The following is a 17,863-nucleotide window of genomic DNA, read 5'->3' on the forward strand; positions in this document are numbered from 1 at the left end:
GAGACTCCTTCGCATGACGGAGGTGCGCACCTGCGGCGACGGATAGTGTCCGAGCATGACTATCCTCGCCACCGAGGGACTAACCAGACGTTTCCCCCGGGTGACGGCGCTCGACCAGCTCACCGTCACCGTCGGCTCCGGTGTGACCGGCCTGGTCGGCGCCAACGGCGCGGGCAAGTCCACGCTGATCAAGATCCTCCTCGGCCTCCTCGAACCCAGCGCGGGCGGTGCCCAGGTGCTGGGCATGGACGTGACGACCAAGGGCGCGGAGATCCGCCGGATCGTGGGCTACATGCCCGAGCACGACTGCCTGCCACCCGACCTGTCCGCCACCGAGTTCACCGTGCACATGGCCCAGATGTCCGGCCTGCCGCGCACCGCGGCCCGCGAGCGCGCCGCCGACGTCCTGCGCCACGTCGGGCTGTACGAGGAGCGCTACCGGGCGATGGGCGGCTACTCCACCGGCATGAAGCAGCGCGTCAAGCTCGCCCAGGCCCTGGTGCACGACCCGCGCCTCGTCCTGCTCGACGAGCCCACCAACGGCCTCGACCCCCGGGGCCGCGACGAGATGCTCGCGCTCATCCGCAGGATCGGCTCGGAGTTCGGCATCAGCGTGCTCGTCACCTCCCACCTGCTGGGCGAGCTGGAGCGGGTCTGCGACCACGTCATCGTGATCGACGGCGGCAAGCTGCTGCGCTCCTCCTCCATCGGGGACTTCACCCAGAGCACCCAGACGGTGACCGTCGAGGTCGAGGAGGGCCAGGACGCGCTGGCGGCCCGCCTCACCGAGCTGGGCGAGACCGTCACCCCGCACGGCAGGATGCTGCTCGTCCACGTCCGCGCGCCGGAGACCTTCGACGTGCTCCGCGACGCCGTCTGCGAGCTCGACCTCTCCCTCGTACGCGTGGAGCAGGGCCGCCAGCGCATCGAGGACGTCTTCAGGGAGCCCGCCAATGTCTGAGTCCGTCTCCGAACCCACGGGTGTCATCCACGACATCGGATACCGCCACTACGAGGGGGCACGGCTCGGCCGACGCCAGGCCGCCGTCGCACTCACCGTGCACAGCCTGCGCGGGATCTTCGGGCTCGGCCGCACCGCCCGCTCGAAGATCATCCCGTTCGTGCTCCTGGGCGTGATGCTCCTGCCCGCGGTCGTCTCCATCGCGGCCATGGCGCTGATCAAGCAGGAGGGGATGCGCTACAGCGAGTACGCCATCGTCATGCAGGCCGTGCTCGCGATCTTCCTCGCCTCGCAGTCGCCGTACACCGTCGCGCCCGACCTGCGCTTCCGGGTGCTGCCGCTCTACCTGTCGCGCCCGGTGACGATCTGGGACTACGTCGGGGCGAAGCTCGCGGCGATGGCGAGCGCGATGTTCCTGCTGCTCGCGGTGCCGCTCACCGTGCTCTACATCGGCGAGGTGGTCATCGACCTGCCCGGCGACACGCACACCTTCGAATACCTCACCGCCATGGTCGGCGCGGTCGGCTACGCGCTGCTGCTCGCCTGCCTCGGCGTGGCCATCGCCTCGTTCACCCCCAGGCGCGGCCTGGGCGTGGCCTCCGTCATCGCCTTCTACCTGCTCGCCTCGGCCGTGTCGACCGTGCTGTTCGCGACGCTGGAGTCGATGGGCGACGACGGCGCCGCCGCGTGGGCCTGGCTGATCAACCCCTTCTTCCTGGTGGACGCCGCCGTCCACGTCGGGATCTTCGGGGCCGAGCCCAGCGCGGGCGTCATCTACCCCGCGAGCGGCGGAACCCTGGTCGCGGGAGCGATCATGATCGCACTCATCGCCCTGTCCCTCACGGCCCTGATCGCGCGCTACCGTAAGGCGGCCTCCCGATGAAGATCGAACTGGCCCAGGTGTCCCGGTGGTACGGCAACGTGGTCGCCGTCAACGACATCACCATGACCGTCGGCCCCGGCGTCACCGGACTGCTCGGCCCGAACGGCGCGGGCAAGTCCACCCTGCTGCACATGATGGCCGGCTTCCTGCCCCCCTCGAACGGCACCGTCACCCTCGACGGCGACCGCATCTGGCGCAACCACCAGATCTACCGCTCCATCGGCCTGGTCCCCGAGCGCGAGGCCGTCTACGGCTTCCTCACCGGCTGGCAGTTCGTGCTGTCCAGCGCCAGGCTGCACCGCCTGCCCAACCCCGACGACGCGGCGCGCAAGGCCCTCGCCCTGGTCGAGATGGAGAGCGCCAAGGACCGCAGGATCGAGACGTACTCCAAGGGCATGCGCCAGCGCGTCAAGGTGGCCGCGGCCCTCGTCCACGACCCGCAGGTCCTGCTGCTCGACGAGCCGTTCAACGGCATGGACCCGCGCCAGCGCCTGCACCTGATGGACCTGGTCCGCTCCATGGGCACCGCGGGCAAGACCATCCTGTTCAGCTCGCACATCCTGGAGGAGGTGGAGCGGGTCGCCCAGCACATCGAGGTCCTCGTCGCCGGACGCCACGCCGCCTCAGGGGACTTCCGCGAGATCCGCCGCCGGATGACCGACCGCCCCCACCTGTTCAAGGTCCGCTCCAGCGACGACCGCCGCCTCGCATCCGCGCTGATCGCCGACGCCTCCTCGGGCTCCGTCTCACTGACCGAGACGGGCCTGGAGGTGCACGCCGTCGACTTCCGGCGCTTCACCTGGCTGCTGCCCAGGGTCGCCAGGGACGCGAACGTCCGGATCATGCAGGTCTCCCCCGCCGACGAAGACCTGGAGAGCGTCTTCTCCTACCTGATCAACAGGAGCAGCTGACCATGAACGGTGTCATCGCCGGAATCTCCTACCGGGCGCTCCTCGGCCGCCGCCGGATCTGGCTGCTGATCATGCTGCCCGTCGTGCTGATCGCCATGGCGGCGCTGATGAGGTTCATCGGCGCCGCCGACGAGCGGACCGCCGTCGCGCTCATGCAGACCTTCGCCATCGGCACCATGCTGCCGCTGCTCGGCCTGATCGCGGGGACCGGGGTGATCGCCCCCGAGATCGACGACGGCACGATCATCCACCTGCTGTCCAAGCCGATCTCCCGCTCGGTGATCGCCCAGACCAAGTTCGTGGTCGCCGCCTCGATGCTCGCGCTGTTCGCCGCCGTACCGACCTTCGTCGCGGCCTATCTCCTGGTCAACCTCGAATCCGGCATCGCGTACGGCTTCGCGCTCGGCTCCCTCGTCGGCGGGATCGCGTACGCGGCGGTGTTCATGCTGCTGGGGGTGCTGACCCGGCACGCGGTCACGATCGGCATCGTCTACGCGCTCGTCTGGGAGGGCGTGGTCGGCAACTTCGTCCCCGGCGCCCGCAGGTTCTCCATCCAGCAGTGGGCCCAGACGATCGCCGACCAGATCTCCTCCTCCGCGTTCTTCTCCACCGAGATCACCCTCGGCTTCGCCGTACCGGCCCTGTTGATCGTCACCGTCGGCGCTGTCGTCTGGGCGGGAGTACGCCTGCGGAGCTTCTCCCTCACCGGCGACGAGTGAACGAAAGAGCACCGACATGTCGTCGTCTGCTCTCGCGCCCCTGCCACGGAACTCTCCCACCTCGGAAAACTCCCGGAGATGGAGGGATGTCCCGGCCTGATGGCTCAGGGCTACCTCTGCGTCCTGACCGAACGAGAGCTCCGCCGCACCAGGGTCGTCGATGGGGAGGTCGGCATCCGGACCCTGGAGGCGCGGCTTCGGTCACACTCCTGAGCGACGGAGCACGGACCCCGTACTTCGTCGCTCTGATCGTTACGAGGACGGCTCCCGCAGGTGGCGTCCGCGCCTGGAGCGGCGGAGGAGCAGTAGCCCGGCCAGTACCAGGACCGACAGCGCGGCAGCAGCGCCCATACCCACGTACCCCAGGCGGCTCGACACGGGGTGGGCGGCCACGTGCTCGGCCTCGGCCGCCGCCGCGCCGGCCGGCAACTGGTCGGAGTGGGTGGCACAGACGATCGGCCTGTCGTTTCCCTCGATGCTCGCGCAGGCGATGCTGGCCAGGCGCAGGAGATCCGCCGGTGTGGCCCCCACCTCCGCGACGGTGTGGAAGGTGGCCTCCTTGCCAGGCGGTACGTCGACGCTCCAGCGGACCTGCCCCTTCGAGGCCGAGCCCTGGCCGTCCGCCGAGACGAACCTGAGGCCGGTCGGCAGGGTCTGGGTGAGGTCGAGTTCGCGCACCCGGGTCGCGCCGGTGTTACGGACCTTGACGGTATAGGTGAGCCGGTCCCCCTCCTCGGCGGCGGTCCGGCCGTTGTCGATGCTGATGCTCAGGCTGGGTACGCCTCCGGCCGCCGCCTTCTCGCCCCTGCTCTCGGGGCCCTCGGGATGCGGTTTGAGTACGGACGCAGCCGATGACGGTGCGGCGAGGGCGACGACCATGGCCGCGCCGAGCCCGCAGACGGCCGCGGCGCGCCGTGGGCCGGTGGAGGGACAGGTCATCACGATCGATGCCATGGCTTTCTCCTTCACGTTGCTCGTGTACGAGGTGAGTGGTGTGCGATGCCTCGGTGACGGCACCGTGTCATTGGGCCGTCGCGACGTAGGTGAGCGTCCCCGAATAGCCACCGATCGGCACGAAGGGGATGTCCCCCTCGAAATCATTGCCAATGGCGTCTCCGTTGGGAGCGGACGGACCCGACTGGCTGTGGACGAGTACCGGGTCGGTGGTCGAAAGGGGCTGGAAGGCCGACGACGTACCGCTCTCGCGCACGCGCAGGTTCCCGATCGGGATGGTGGCGTCGTTGCCCGGCTGGTCGGAGGTGAGCTCGGGAGACGCCGCCTGAACGGTGACGGTGTAGCCGTCGAAACTGTTCGTGATGACCGTCATGGTCACGGCCTCGTTGCGGCGAACCGTCGAATCCGGTTTTCCGGCCAAGGTGAAGTCGGGGGTCAGGTCGATGAGAGTGATGCTGGTGGGGGTCACGGCGTTCTGGACGGAACAGCCGGGGTCTGTGCCTCCGACGGGGCAGGTGCTGCCGACCGTCGCCGAGGTGACCCGGTTGTCGAGGATCGCGTTGCCTGTGCCCTCGTGTGTGACGAGCACGCTGAAGGTGACGACCGCGCTCGCCGCCACCGGCAGGCCGCCGGTCCAGCCGAGGACACCGTCGGTGTAGGTGACGGTGCCGACGGTGGCCGTCGCGTCGTTGTTGTAGGTGGCGTCGTCGAGAACCCCGGCCAGCGTGTCGGTGAACGCGGCCTCGGCGTACGGAGCCTCACCGGTGTTCGTGGCCGTGATCGTGTACTGGACTGTGGCGTCCGCCACCACGGCACCGCTGTCGTTCGTGGTCTTGACGATGGTGAGGCCGGGAGTCAGGACGGCGACGGTCGTGGTGCAGCGTGGATCGGTTCCCCCCTCGGGGCAGGTCGACCCGGCCGTGACGGAGCTGACGGTGCTGGTCAGGGTCTTGTCGCCCGGCGGGGGATAGACGGTGGTGACCGAGTAGGTGATCGTCGCGGTGTCGCCGATGGGGAGGGCGCCCGTCCAGGTGAGGGTGCCGTCGGCGTAGGTGACGGTGCCGACGGTGGCGGTCGCGTCACCGGCGTAGACGGCGTCGTCGAGCACCCCGGCCAGCGACTCGGTGAACGCGGCGCCGGAATAGCCGGTCTCGCCGGTGTTGACCAGGGTCACCGTGTAGTTGACGGCCTCCCCGGCGACGACGGTGCCGGCGTGGGCGGTCTGCGTGATCGTGAGCTGCGGTATCAGGACACGCACGAACGTCGTGCACGCCGGGGCGCTGCCACCCACCGGGCAGGTGCTGCCCGGCGCGGTGGAGGTCACATCGCTGGTCAGTGCCTTGTCACCGAGGTCGGGGTCCTTCACTGTGACGGAGTAGGTGATCGTGGTGCTCGCGCCGGTCGCGAGGGATCCGACCCAGGTCAGGTTCGGCGCGATGTATTCGAAGACGCCGGTGGAGGCGCTCGCGTCGTTGTTGTAGACCGTGTCGGGGAACAGTCCGTTGAGCGCGGCGACGACGGAGGCACCTGTGTAGTCCGTCTGCCCGGTGTTGGTAAGCGTGATCGTGTAGCCGACGGTGCTTCCGGGTGTCGTGGTCGCCGTGTCGGCGGTCATCGCGATGCTCAGCGCGGGGATCAGGATGGTGACGGTCGCGCCGCAGGCCGGGTCGGTGCCACCCGCCGGGCAGGTGCTGCCCGGCGCGGACGAGGAGACGGTGTTGGTCATGCTCGTGTCACCGGTGTCGGGGTCTTTCGCCTTCACCGTGTAGGTGACGGTCGAGGTCGCCCCGACCGGCAGGTCACCGGTCCAGGTCAGAGTCTGACCGGCGAGGCCCACCGTGCCGACGGTGGCGGTCGCGTCGTTGTCGTAGGTCGCGTCGTCCAGCACCCGGGCGAGGGAGTTGGCGACGCTCGTGCCGGCGTACGGGGTCTGACCGGTGTTGGCGATCGTGACGGTGAACCGGGTGACGCCGCCGGGAGTCGTGGTCGCCCGGTCGGCGACGATGGATACGGCCAGTCCGGGGACGAGGACGGCCACCGACGAGGCGCAGGCCGGGGCGGTGCCACCCACCGGGCAGGTGCTGCCCGGCGCGGACGAGGAGACGGCGTTGGCGAGCACCCGGTTTCCGGTGTCGGGACTGTTGACGGTGACCGAGTAGCCGATGGTCACCGTCATCCCGACCGCCAGATCGCCGGTCCAGGTCAGGGTCTGCCCTGCGAGGCCCACCGTTCCGGTCGTGGCACTCGCGTCGTTGTTGTAGGCGGCGTCGTCCAGCACACCCGCCAGCGGATCGGTGACGCTCACGCCGGTGTAGTCCGTCTGCCCGCTGTTGGTGGCGGTGATCGTGTAGCCGACCGTGCTCCCAGGGGCCGTGGTCACCGTGTTGGCCGTCTTGACGATGGTCAGCGCCGGTACGAGCACGATGACGAGCGTCGTACAGGCCGGGACGGATCCGCCGGACGGGCAGGTACTGCCCAGCGTGTCGGAGAAGGCACGGTTGACCATCAGCTTGTCACCGGGATCGGGGTTCAGCACGGTGACCGAGTAGGTGATCGTCGCGGTCGCGCCGACCGCGAGATCGCCGGTCCAGGTCAGGTTGGGGCCGGCGAAGGTGACGGCGCCACTCGTGGCGCTCGCGTCCGCGTTGTAGACGGAGTCGGGGAGCACCTTGGTGAGGTCGTCGGTCACCGTCGCCCCGGTGTACGGCGCCTGCCCGGTGTTGGCGACCGTCATCGTGTAGGTGACGGTCTCACCGGGTGTAACCGTCGTCCGGTCCGCGCTCTTGGAGACGGTCAGGACGGGAGTCAGCACGTCGACCGTCGAGGTGCAGGCGGAGTCGGCGCTCCCCACCGGGCAGTTGGTGCCCGGGGTCGCCGAGGTGATCACGGTGGTGAGGATCTTGTTCCCGGGGTCCGGGTTCAGCACCGTCACCGAGAAGGTCCCGACGGCGCTGGCACCGACCGCCAGGGGAAGCGTCCAGGTTCCCTCGTCGCTGCTGGAGAAGCCGAAACCACCCGCCGAAACCGCCCCGTCGCCGTTGTAGGTCGCGTCGTCCAGCACCCCGCCCAGCAGGTCGTTCACCACGACGTTGCTGTACGGCGTCTTCCCGGTGTTCGTGACCGTGATCGTGTAGGTGACCACCTGGGTCGGGAGCGCCGTGGTGGCGTTCGCCACGTTCGTGATAGCGATCCTGGAGACCGGCACCTCGCTGGAGCACCGCGAATCGGTGCCTCCGGTCGGGCAGGTGCTGCCCGAGGTGGCGGAGGTGACGATATTGGTCAGTATCAGGTCACCGGTGCCCGGGGTGTCGACCGTGACGCTGTAGGTGAGGGTGACCCCCTGCCCGGGGGCGAGGGCTCCGGTCCAGGTCAGGTTGGAGCCGGTGAAGGCGACGGCTCCCCTCGTGGCGCTCGCGTCGGCGTTGTAGACCGCGTCGTCCAGCACCCCCGCCAGCGCGTCGGTGAACGTCGCCGAGGCGAAGGGGACCTGCCCGGTGTTGGTGGCGGTGACCGTGTAGGTGACCGTACCTCCCGGAGTGGTCGACGTGACGCCGGGCGTCTTCTCGATCGTCAGGATCGGTGTGAGGACGACGACGCCCACATTGCAGGCCGGGCTTCCGCCGCCGGGCAGGCAGGTGCTGCCCATCTCGGTGGAGGCGACGTTGTTGCTCAGAAGCTTGTCACCGGTGGAAGGGCTGTTGACGGTGACGGAGTAGGTGACGGTCGCGGTCGTGCCGACCGCCAGATCACCGGTCCAGGTCAGCGCCCCGGCCGTGAGGACGACCGTGCCGGTCGTCGCCGCCGCGTCGCCGTTGTACGTCGCCGCGTCCAGCACCCCGGTCAGCGTGTCGGTGACGACGGCACCGGTGTACGCGCTGTCCCCGCTGTTGGCGATCGTGATCGTGTAGGCCACCGGGGCACCTGGAACCACGCTGCTCCGGTCGGCGGTCTTGGTGATCGTCAGCCCGGGGGTCAGCACGGTGATCGAGTTGGTGCAGCCGGGAGCGGTCGCCACCGGGCAACCGCTGCCCTGCGCCGAGGAGACCGAGGTGAGGGTGATCAGCTTGTCGCCGGTGTCGGGATTGTTGATCGTGATACTGCCGGTCACCGTGACGCTGCCGCCCACCGGAATGCTCCCGGTCCAGGTCAGCCCGTCGAGCCCCAGGGTCAGCGACCCGGAGGTGGCACTCTGGTCCCCGTTGGGCACGCTGTCGTCGACGCCCTCGATTCCGTTGAACAGGACGCTGATCCCGTTGTACGGCGTCTGCCCGGCATTGGTCATCACCGACGTGTAGTGCACCACCTGCCCCGGCAGATAGGTCGCCGCGTTGGACGTGGTCACGATGGTCAGCTTGGCCACGGTCACCGTGGCCGTGCAGCGCGGGTCGGTGCTCCCCGAGGCACAGTTGCCGTCCGGTGAGGTCGAGACCAGGGTGTTGACGAGGGTCCCGTCGGGTGAGGCCTGCACCGTCACCGAGTAGACGACCGTGGTGGACCCGCCGGCCGGGACGGTGCCGGTCCAGGTCAGGTTGGGTGCGGTGTAGCCGACGGTGCCCGCGCCTGCCACAGCGTCGTTGTTGTAGGTCCCGTCGTCCAGAACGTCGGTCAGGTCGTCGGTGAACGTCGCGCCGACGTAGGGTGTCAGCCCGCTGTTACTGATCGTGACGGTGTAGGTGACCGTCTCGCCCTGCGCGGCCGAGAGGGTGTTCGCGGCCTTGTCGAAGGTCAGGGTGGTGATCGCGGTGACCGCGACGGTGGTGCCACAGCGGGGGTCGGTCCCGCCGGACGGGCAGTTGTTGCCGGAGGTGGTGGAGGTGATCGTGTTCACCAGGCTCGCGTCACCGGTATCCGGGTTGTCGACGGTGACCGAGTAGGTGATCGTCGCGCTCGCACCGGGCGCGAGGTCCCCGGTCCAGGTCACGGCCTGGTCCGCGAAGTCCACGGTGCCGCTCGTCGCGCTCGCGTCGGTGTTGTAGGCCGCGTCGTCCAGCACACCCGCCAGTGAGTCGGTGAACGTCGCCCCCGCGTAGGGGAGCTGCCCGGTGTTGGTGGCGACGACCGTGTAGGTGACCGTGCTTCCCGGAACCGCCGTCGTCGGAGTGGCGGTCTGGACGATGGTCAGCGCCGGGATGAGCACGATCACGTTGCTGGTGCACTGCGCGTTACCGCTCGCCGGAGCGCAGTTGCCGCCGGTGGTGGGCGAGGAGATCGTGCCGGCCAGGTTCCTGTCACCGGGGTCGGGGTTTCGCACGGTGACCGAGTAGGTGATCGTGGCACTCGCCCCGACCGCCAGGTCACCGGTCCAGCTCAGGGTGGATCCGGCGACGGCGGCGGTGCCTCTCGTCGCGCTCGCGTCGCCGTTGTAGACCGCGTCGTCCAGTATTCCGGTCAGCGACTCGGTGAACGTCGCCCCGGTGTAGGCCGTCTGCCCGGAGTTGGTGACGGTGACCGTGTAGCCGACGGTGCCCCCCTGGACCGTGGCACCGGTGTCGGCGACATTGGTGATCGTCAGACCGGGGACGAGCACGTTCATCGAAGCGGTGCAGCGGGGGTCGGAGCCGCCGGACGGGCAGTTGTTGCCGGGCGCGGCCGAGACCAGGGTGCCGGTGATGACTTTGTTGCCCGTGTCGGGATTCTTCACGGTCAGGGTGCCGGTGACCGTGACGACGCCCCCGACGGGGATGTTGCCGGTCCAGGTGATCGCGGTGGAGCTGAGGATCAGCGTTCCCGAACTCGCGGTCTGGTCGCCGTTGGGAGTGGCGTCGTCGACGACGCCCGCGGTGGGACTGGCGATGCTGATCCCCGTGTAGGGGACGTTCCCGGTGTTGGTGAACGTGGCGTTGAGGCGGATCGTCGAGCCGGGGGTCGTGCTGCTCCCGACGAAACTCTGGGAGATGACCAGCCGCGCAACCGGCACCGAGACGGTGCATCGGGTGTCGGTCCCTCCCACCGGGCAGTTGCTTCCCGGCGCTGAGGAGGCGGTGCTGTTCACGAGCAGGGCGTCACCCGTGTCGGGGCTGCTCACGGTGACCGAGTAGGTGATCGTCGCGCTCGCGCCGACCGCCAGATTTCCGGTCCAGGTCAGATTGGGACTGGTGTACGACACGCTGCCGACCGTCGCGGTCGCGTCGGCGTTGTAGACCGCGTCGTCCAGCACCCCGCCCAGCGCGTCGGTGACGGTGGCCCCCGTGTAGGGCGTCTGCCCGGAGTTGGTGACGGTGACCGTGTAGCCGACGGTGGCCCCGGGGATCGTCGTCGCGGCGTTCGCGGTCTTGACCACGGTCAGTCCCGGAGACAGGACCGGCACCGTCGAGGTGCACGCCGCGTTGGTGCTTCCCGCAGGGCAGGTGCTGCCCTGCGTGGACGACACCGCGACGTTGGTCATCTGCCCGTCGCCGAGTTCGGGGTCGTTCACGGTGAACGAGTAGGTGACGGTCGCGCTCGCCCCGATCGCCAGGTTTCCGGTCCAGGTCAGGTTGGACCCGGCGAAGGCGACCGTACCGGCCGTCGTGGTCGCGTCGGCGTTGTAGGCGGCGTCGTTGAGCACCTGGGCCAGCTGGTTGACGACCTGGGCTCCGGTGTAGGAGGTCTGTCCGGTGTTGGTGACCGTCGTCGTGTAGGTGACCTTACCGCCCGGCGTGGTCGTCTGGGTGTCGGCGGTGTTCGTGATCGTCAGCGCCGGGACCAGGACGGTGACCAGGGTGAAGCAGCTGGGCGCCGTCGCACCGACACTCGGGCAGGTGCTGCCGGGCGCGGCGGAGGTGAAGGAGGTTTGAAGGACCTTGTCGCCGGTGTCGGGGTCGTTCACGGTGACCGAACCGGTGATGGTGACCGTCGCGCCGACCGCGACGTCCCCCGTCCACAGGAGCGAGCCGTCCGGGAGCACGTCGAGGCTGCCCGAACTGGCGAGCAGGTTGCCGTTGTAGGTCACGTCGCCGAAAAGGCCCTCGACACCCAGCGTGGCGCTGATGCCCACGTAGGGGGTCTGCCCGGTGTTGGCCAGCGCGAACGTGTACGACACGACGCCGCCCGGAACCGTGGTGCTCGACGGGGTCGTGCTGGTCACCGTCAGCTGCGGGACGAGAACCGTCACGCTGCCGGCGCACCGGGCGTCGCCGCTGCCCGTGGGGCAGTTGTTACCGACGGTGGTCGAGGTGAGGGTGTTGGTCAGTGTCTTGTTCCCGGTGTCGGGATTGTTGACGGTCACCGAGTAGGTGATCGTGGCGGTCGCCCCGACCGCGAGGTTGCCTGTCCAGGTCAGCGTGGAGCCCGCGAAGCCGACCGAGCCGCCGGTCGCGGCGGCGTCCGCGTTGTAGGTCGCGTCGTCGAGCACCCCGCCCAGCGCGTCGGCGAACGTCGCACCGGTGTAGGCGGTCTGCCCCGAGTTGGTGACCAGCACCGTGTAGTTCACGACCGAGCCGGGGGTCGTGGTCGCCGTGTCGGCCGCCTTGGCGATCGTCAGGCCGGGGATCAGGACCGTGATCACGCTGAAGCACCCGGGGGCTTGGTTGCCCACCTGGCAGTTGCTGCCCGGCGCGTTGGAGACGGCGAAGGTCCTCAGGACCCTGTTGCCGGTGTCGGGATTGTTCACGGTGACCGAGGCGGTGACGGTGACGGTCGCGCCGACCGCCAGGTCGCCGGTCCAGGTGGCGGTGCCGTCCGGGTTGGTGACGACGGTTCCCGTCGTCGCGGAGATGTCGCCGTTGGGCGTCGCGTCGTCCAGTAGGTCCGCCAGGGAGACGGTGATACTCGTCCCGACGTAGGGGGTCTGCCCGGTGTTGGAGGCGGTGAACGTGTAGCGCACGACCGAGCCGGGCGTCGTGGTGGCCACGTCCGAGCTGCTGCTGATCGCGAGGCCCGGAACCAGGACCGAGGTGGTGGCGGTGCACTGCGGGCCCGGGTTTCCCTGCGGGCAGGTGCTGCCGGGAGTGGACGAGGAGATCGTGTTGGAGACGCTCCTGTCCCCGGTGTCGGGGTTTCGCACCGTGGCCGAGTAGGTGATGTTCGCGCTTCCTCCCGGAGCGAGGTTCCCTGTCCAGGTCAGGTTGGGGCTGGTGTACGACACGCTGCCGCTGGAGGCGGTCGCGTCGGCGTTGTAGACGGCGTCGTCGAGCAGGCCGGCCATCGAGTCGATGAACGTCGCGCCGGTGTAAGGGGTCTGGCCGTTGTTCGTCACCGTGATCGTGTAGCCGATACTCTGACCGGGAGTCGTCGTCGAGAGGCTGGCGACCTTGACGATGGCCAGCCCGGACACGGTCACGATGGCCGAGCAGCGTGGATCGCCGCCGCCCGCCGGGCAGGTGCTGCCGACCGTCGACGAGGTCACCGCGTTGGCCAGCACCTTGTTGCCTGTACCGGAACTGCTCACCGTCACCGAGTAAGCGATGGTCACGGTCGCCCCCGCCGCCACGTTGCCGGTCCAGTTCAGGGTCTGCCCGGTCACCGACACCGAACCAGCGCTCGCGGTCGCGTCGGCGTTGTAAGTAGCGTCGTCAAGGACGTCCGCCAGCGGGTCGGTCAGCGTGACCCCGGTGAAGGCGCTCGTCCCGGTGTTGGTCACAGTGATCGTGTAGTTGAGCGTGCCCCCCGGGACCGTCGAGGAGGCGCTCGCCGTCTTGACCATAGCCAGTGGCCCGGCCACCACGACGAAGGTCGCGGACTGGGTGGCCGCCAGATTGTTCGCGTCGACCACCCGGAAGGTGACCGGGTAGTTGCCCGTCGCCGTCGGCGTGCCGGACAGTACTCCGGTGGAGGCGTTCAGCGTCAGCCCCGGCGGCAGGCTGCCCGCGCTGACCGACCAGACGAGCGGCGCGGTACCGCCGCTCACGGTCAGCGGCACGCTGTAGGCGACCCCGACCTGGCCGGTCGGCGGTGGGTTGAAGGTGAACGTCGGCAGCGCCGCGACCGTCAGGCTCACCGTCCTGGTGCTGCTCTGGCCCAGCGCGTCGACCACCTTGACGGAGAAGGAGTAGCTGCCTCCCGCCGTCGGCGTGCCGGACAGCAGGCCGGTGGAGGCGTTCAGCGTCAGACCCGGCGGCAGGCTGCCCGCGGTGACCGACCAGACGTACGGCGCGGTACCGCCGGTGACGGTGAGCGGGATGCTGTAGGGAATGCTCACCGCGCCGCTGGGCGGCGCCGCGAACGTCAGGACCGGCGCCGCCGCGACGACCACGGTGACATCGCGGTTGGCACGCGCACCGCTGGCGTCCGTCACCCGCGCGGTGAAGGAGTAGCTGCCTCCCAGGGTGGGGATGCCGGACAGCAGGCCGGTGGAGGCGTTCAGCGTCAGGCCGGGAGGCAGGCTGCCGTCGCTGACCGACCACGTGTACGGCGCGGTTCCACCGGTGATCGTCAACGAGAAGCTGTAGGGGACGTTCACCTCACCGGCGGGCGGCGCGGCGAAGGTGAAACTCGGTGAAGTGTTGGGCACGACCGCGCCGGAGGGCAGGGACGCCTGGCCGGAACCCGCCGCGTTCACGGCGGCGACGGTGAAGGTGTACGAGGTCCCCGCCGTCAGGTTGGTAACGGTCTGGCTGGTCGCGGTGCCGCTGAACGTCTGGGTCGACTGCGCGACACCGGCGATGAAGGGAGTGACGACATAACTGGTGATGGTGCTGCCGTTACCGGCCGGTGCCGTCCAGGTGAGGTTCGCCGACAAGGTGCCCGCCGTGGCCGAGGTGATGATGGGCCGGCCTGGGACGTCGTAGGGGGTGACCGCGCTGGAGGCGGCGCTGGCCGGGCCGGTGCCGACCGCGTTCACCGCGGCGACGGTGAAGGTGTAGGACGCGCCCGCGGTCAGCCCGGTCAATGTCCTGTTCGTAGTGGATGCGTCGAAGGACAGCGGGGTCTGGGCCACTCCGGCGATGGAGGGCGTGATGACATAGCCGGTGATGGTGCTGCCGTTACCGGCCGGCGCCGTCCAGCTCACCGTCGCGCTGGTCTTCCCCGCCACCGCGGTGGGCGTGGCGGGTGCCGAGGGGGCGGAGATGTAGGTGTATGTCGCGGACGCGGAGCGCCCCAGGGTGACGACCGTGACATTGACCGTTCCGGCCGTGGCTCGCGCCGGCATGGAGGGGATGGTCAGGGTGCCGTTGCCGTTGTTGACGAAGCATCCGGTGGTCACCCCGGTGGGGCACGGCAGCAGGACCACCGAGGTTCCCGCCTGCTGCTGGGCGGTGGTGCCGATCTCGATGGCGGTGGCGCCGGAGATGTTCGTGCCGGACACGATCACCGTCCCGCCACCGGCGATCGTGCCCGAGTTCGGGCTCAGCCCGATATTGCCGGGCGCCGACGGCAGTGTGCCGGCGGTCGCCGTCGTCGAGTAGGCGGGGTTGGCGTCGACGGACGACGAGGTGACCACGGTCGCCGTCTGGATCAGCGCCGACGTGACGCTGCTCCCGGTGACGACGCCGTGTACGGTGATCGGCGGCAACGTCGCCGCCGCCGGGAACGGGCCGTTGCTGTTCGTACAGGTGATGGACTGCCCCGACGGCACCGCGCACACCCACCCCGTGCCGGACGCGCCTACCGGCGTCACCCCCGCGGGCATGGTCTGGGTCATGGAGATCGGGGCGGTCTCTGCGATGCCGACGTCGACCCCCGCGACGACGTTGTAGGTCACCGGGGCGCCCTGCTGCGGACTCGTGACGCTGTAACTCGTCTGCGCGACGGTCAGCTCGGGGACGGCGCTGATCGTGGTCACCTTGGCCTCACCGATCTCATGGAAGTCGGTCACCGCCCCGGTGGAGCCCACCCATCCGAACGCCAGCTGCCTGGGGATCCCGGCGGAGTTCAGCCAGCTCGACGGGTACAGGCCGGCCTGGACGGTGGGAAGCGTCCCGGACAGGGTCCTGGTGGCGCCGCCGACCAGGGTGACCACCACCTGGTAGCTGTTGGCCGGGACCGTCAGACCGCTCGCGGTCGTCTGCGTGGAGCTCGTGGGATTGATACCGACCTGTACCGGGACGGCCGTGCGGGTGGCCGCCCGCAGGGGAAGCGCGGCGGAGGTTGTCGAGGTGGCCGTGCTGTTGATCGCACAGTAGCCGACTGTGCCGTTACCCGGCCCGCGCACGACGACCTGACCGGCGACCTTGCCGCCGGTCGTACTGATATAGGCCGGATTCGCGCAGCCTGTTCCCTGGTAGGTGCTGGTGCTGTAGTTTCCGAACACGTCAAGGCCGATACCTAGGTAGCCGTAGGCCAGACCGGAAAGGCTGTTGGTCCCGGTGTAGCCCAGCGCCCCACCCACCTGACCGATGTTGGGCGGCGACTGAGGGGTCGTCGGATCGACCGCCGCCAGCACGAAGGCGATGCCGTCGGCATTGTTCCCGCCGTACTGGTAGGTGTTGAAGGTGACGTCGAGCCCCTGCGAGGTGGGCACGCTGACCGCACCGAAGACGCCGCCCGCCCGGTAGGTCGAGGTGTCCGTCAGCCGCAGCTTGCCGGAGCCCTGACTGTCCAGAGCGCCGGCGCAGCTACGCAGGACGCCCGTGCTGGTGTTGCCGGAGGCTGACAGGCACGCGAAGTTCGGCGTACTCACTCCGGCCGGCAGCGCGGGTAGCACCACGGCACCGTCGCCGTCCGGCGTGTTGTTGTGGAAGGGCTGGTTGAACACGACGGTGCCCGCCGCCGACGCGGGGGTCACCGAGGTCAGCACCACACAGGTCCAGATCAGAGTCAGGGTGAGAAACCTGGCGAGCCCTCGCTCGGATCGCGACAGTGGGTCGGCGCCCCGGACAATGGTGAACGGCGACACACCACCCTCCGATCGATCATGATGTCAGCGGCCCGCCGCCATGCGAGCATCGCGAGAACGGCGTGAGTGTCGGCGACCAGGATCAGGCCATCGACTCGATAAGCATCGTTTCCAAGCGGAAACCTCGACCCAACCACTGAAAGTGTCTGATCAACCACCTAGAGTGTCAATCAATGCGAAGTCCGGCGTGGCGATGGGCAGAACCACACACGGCCCGATAAGCCAGACAGGGCATGACAAAAAGCGCGGCCCGCACCGGAGTGCGGGCCGCGCTTTCGATATTCGTCTCTAGAGGGGGCGCTCCCGGACGATCACCGGGCCCCTCAGACGCAGGCCGTACGGACGACCTCGGCGAGGCGACCGGCCAGCTGCTCCGCCTGTTCCGCCGAGGCGGCCTCGACCATGACGCGGATCATCGGCTCGGTGCCGCTGGGCCGGATCAGCACGCGCCCGCTCTCGCCCAGCTCCGACTCCGCGGCGCTGACCGCGGCGGCCAGCTCGGGAGCCGATGCCTTGGACCGGTCGACGTCCTTCACGTTGACCAGGACCTGCGGCAGGCGGGTCATCACCGAGGCCAGCTCGGCGAGCGGCTTCTTCTCCCGGGCCATGACCGCGAGCAGGTGCAGCGAGGTGAGCAGGCCGTCCCCGGTGGTGGCGTGGTCGAGCATCAGGACGTGGCCGGACTGCTCGCCGCCGAGGTTGTAGCCCCCGGCCCGCATCGCCTCCAGGACGTAGCGGTCGCCCACGGCGGTCTCGACGACGTCGACACCGGCGTTCTTGAGCGCGATCTTGAAGCCCAGGTTGGACATCACCGTGGCCACCACGGTGTCACCGACCAGTTTGCCCTCGGCGTGCATCGCCATGGCGAGGACGGCCATGATCTGGTCGCCGTCGACGATCTCACCGGTGTGCGAGACGGCGAGGCAGCGGTCCGCGTCACCGTCGTAGGCGATGCCCACGTCCGCGTTCCGGGAGACCACGATCTGCTGGAGCCGATCCAGGTGGGTGGAGCCGACCCCCGCGTTGATGTTGAGACCGTCGGGGCGCGCCCCGATCGTCTCCACGGTGGCCCCGGCCCGCAGCAACGCCTCGGGAGCCACCATGTGGGCGGCGCCGTGGGCGCAGTCGAGGACCACGTTCAGGCCGTCGAGACGGCCCTCCACGGTGGACAGCACGTGGGACACGTAGCGGTCGGCCTCACCGTACGCCTCGCGTACGCGGCCGACCGAGGCACCGACAGGACGCTCCCACTTCTCGCCGAGCCGCTGCTCGATCTCGTTCTCCACCGTGTCGGGCAGCTTGTAGCCGCCCCGGGTGAGGAACTTGATCCCGTTGTCGGGCGCGGGATTGTGGGAGGCGGAGATCATCACGCCCATGTCGGCTCTGAGAGCCGTCGTCAGATAAGCGACCGCCGGGGTGGGCAGCACGCCGAGCCGGAGAACGTCCACACCAGACGACGCGAGGCCGGCGACCACCGCGGCCTCCAGGAATTCTCCTGAAGCCCGGGGGTCCCGGCCCACGACGGCGACGGGACGGCCTCGCCGCCCGACGCTGGCGTTGAACGCCCCGGCATCGCCGAGGACATGAGCCGCGGCCACGGACAGGTCCATGGCGAGCTCGGCCGTGAGGTCGCGTCCGGCGACCCCACGTACCCCGTCGGTGCCGAAGAGGCGCCCCAAC

At 69.4% G+C, this 17,863-nt stretch carries 7 protein-coding genes; 4 read left to right on the forward strand and 3 right to left on the reverse strand.

Annotated features, from left to right (window positions below; genetic code table 11):
* The first annotated feature begins 55 nt into the window (after nucleotides 1–55).
* Genes AB0B90_RS01955 through AB0B90_RS01970 form a run of 4 tightly spaced genes read left to right on the forward strand, consistent with a single transcriptional unit; the run spans nucleotide 56 to nucleotide 3,474 of the window.
* Complete coding sequence (locus AB0B90_RS01955) at nucleotides 56–961, forward strand: ABC transporter ATP-binding protein (RefSeq protein WP_350943304.1); 906 nt, start codon at nucleotides 56–58, stop codon at nucleotides 959–961.
* Nucleotides 954–1,844 carry an ABC transporter permease gene (locus AB0B90_RS01960; RefSeq protein ID WP_350943303.1) on the forward strand — a complete coding sequence of 297 codons (891 nt, stop codon included), beginning with the start codon at nucleotides 954–956 and terminating at the stop codon, nucleotides 1,842–1,844. Before AB0B90_RS01955 ends, AB0B90_RS01960 begins: the two co-directional genes overlap by 8 nt.
* Nucleotides 1,841–2,755: an ABC transporter ATP-binding protein gene (locus tag AB0B90_RS01965; RefSeq protein ID WP_350943301.1), complete on the forward strand. Its 915-nt coding sequence runs from the start codon at nucleotides 1,841–1,843 to the stop codon at nucleotides 2,753–2,755. The genes AB0B90_RS01960 and AB0B90_RS01965 overlap by 4 nt, the downstream gene beginning before the upstream one ends.
* Nucleotides 2,756–2,757: 2 nt before the next feature.
* The gene (locus AB0B90_RS01970; RefSeq protein ID WP_350943300.1) at nucleotides 2,758–3,474 is read left to right on the forward strand and encodes an ABC transporter permease subunit; all 717 of its coding nucleotides are present in this window, start codon (nucleotides 2,758–2,760) and stop codon (nucleotides 3,472–3,474) included.
* A gap of 252 nt (nucleotides 3,475–3,726) precedes the next feature.
* Here AB0B90_RS01970 and AB0B90_RS01975 read toward each other — a convergent pair whose 3' ends face one another.
* The 3 genes from AB0B90_RS01975 to glmM form a co-directional block, all read right to left on the reverse strand.
* The gene (locus tag AB0B90_RS01975) at nucleotides 3,727–4,428 is read right to left on the reverse strand and encodes a hypothetical protein (RefSeq protein ID WP_350943299.1); all 702 of its coding nucleotides are present in this window, start codon (nucleotides 4,426–4,428) and stop codon (nucleotides 3,727–3,729) included.
* Between the two features lie 67 nt (nucleotides 4,429–4,495).
* A complete protein-coding gene (locus tag AB0B90_RS01980; protein WP_362920292.1) occupies nucleotides 4,496–16,183 on the reverse strand; it encodes a putative Ig domain-containing protein in 11,688 nt (3,895 codons plus the stop codon).
* A gap of 323 nt (nucleotides 16,184–16,506) precedes the next feature.
* Nucleotides 16,507–17,862 (reverse strand): phosphoglucosamine mutase, encoded by a 1,356-nt coding sequence (gene glmM, locus AB0B90_RS01985; protein WP_350943296.1) that lies wholly within the window; start codon nucleotides 17,860–17,862, stop codon nucleotides 16,507–16,509.
* Nucleotide 17,863: the final 1 nt, after the last annotated feature.

The sequence above is a fragment of the Streptosporangium sp. NPDC049078 genome (assembly GCF_040648855.1).
In the GTDB taxonomy this organism is placed as follows: domain Bacteria; phylum Actinomycetota; class Actinomycetes; order Streptosporangiales; family Streptosporangiaceae; genus Streptosporangium.

What these genes read in the sequence shown, in the direction of transcription:
- AB0B90_RS01955 (WP_350943304.1), top strand. Translation starts at nt 56, where the DNA reads ATGACTATCCTCGCCACCGAGGGACTAACCAGACGTTTCCCCCGGGTG.
- AB0B90_RS01960 (WP_350943303.1), top strand. Translation starts at nt 954, where the DNA reads ATGTCTGAGTCCGTCTCCGAACCCACGGGTGTCATCCACGACATCGGA.
- AB0B90_RS01965 (WP_350943301.1), top strand. Translation starts at nt 1,841, where the DNA reads ATGAAGATCGAACTGGCCCAGGTGTCCCGGTGGTACGGCAACGTGGTC.
- AB0B90_RS01970 (WP_350943300.1), top strand. Translation starts at nt 2,758, where the DNA reads ATGAACGGTGTCATCGCCGGAATCTCCTACCGGGCGCTCCTCGGCCGC.
- AB0B90_RS01975 (WP_350943299.1), bottom strand. Translation starts at nt 4,428, where the DNA reads ATGGCATCGATCGTGATGACCTGTCCCTCCACCGGCCCACGGCGCGCC.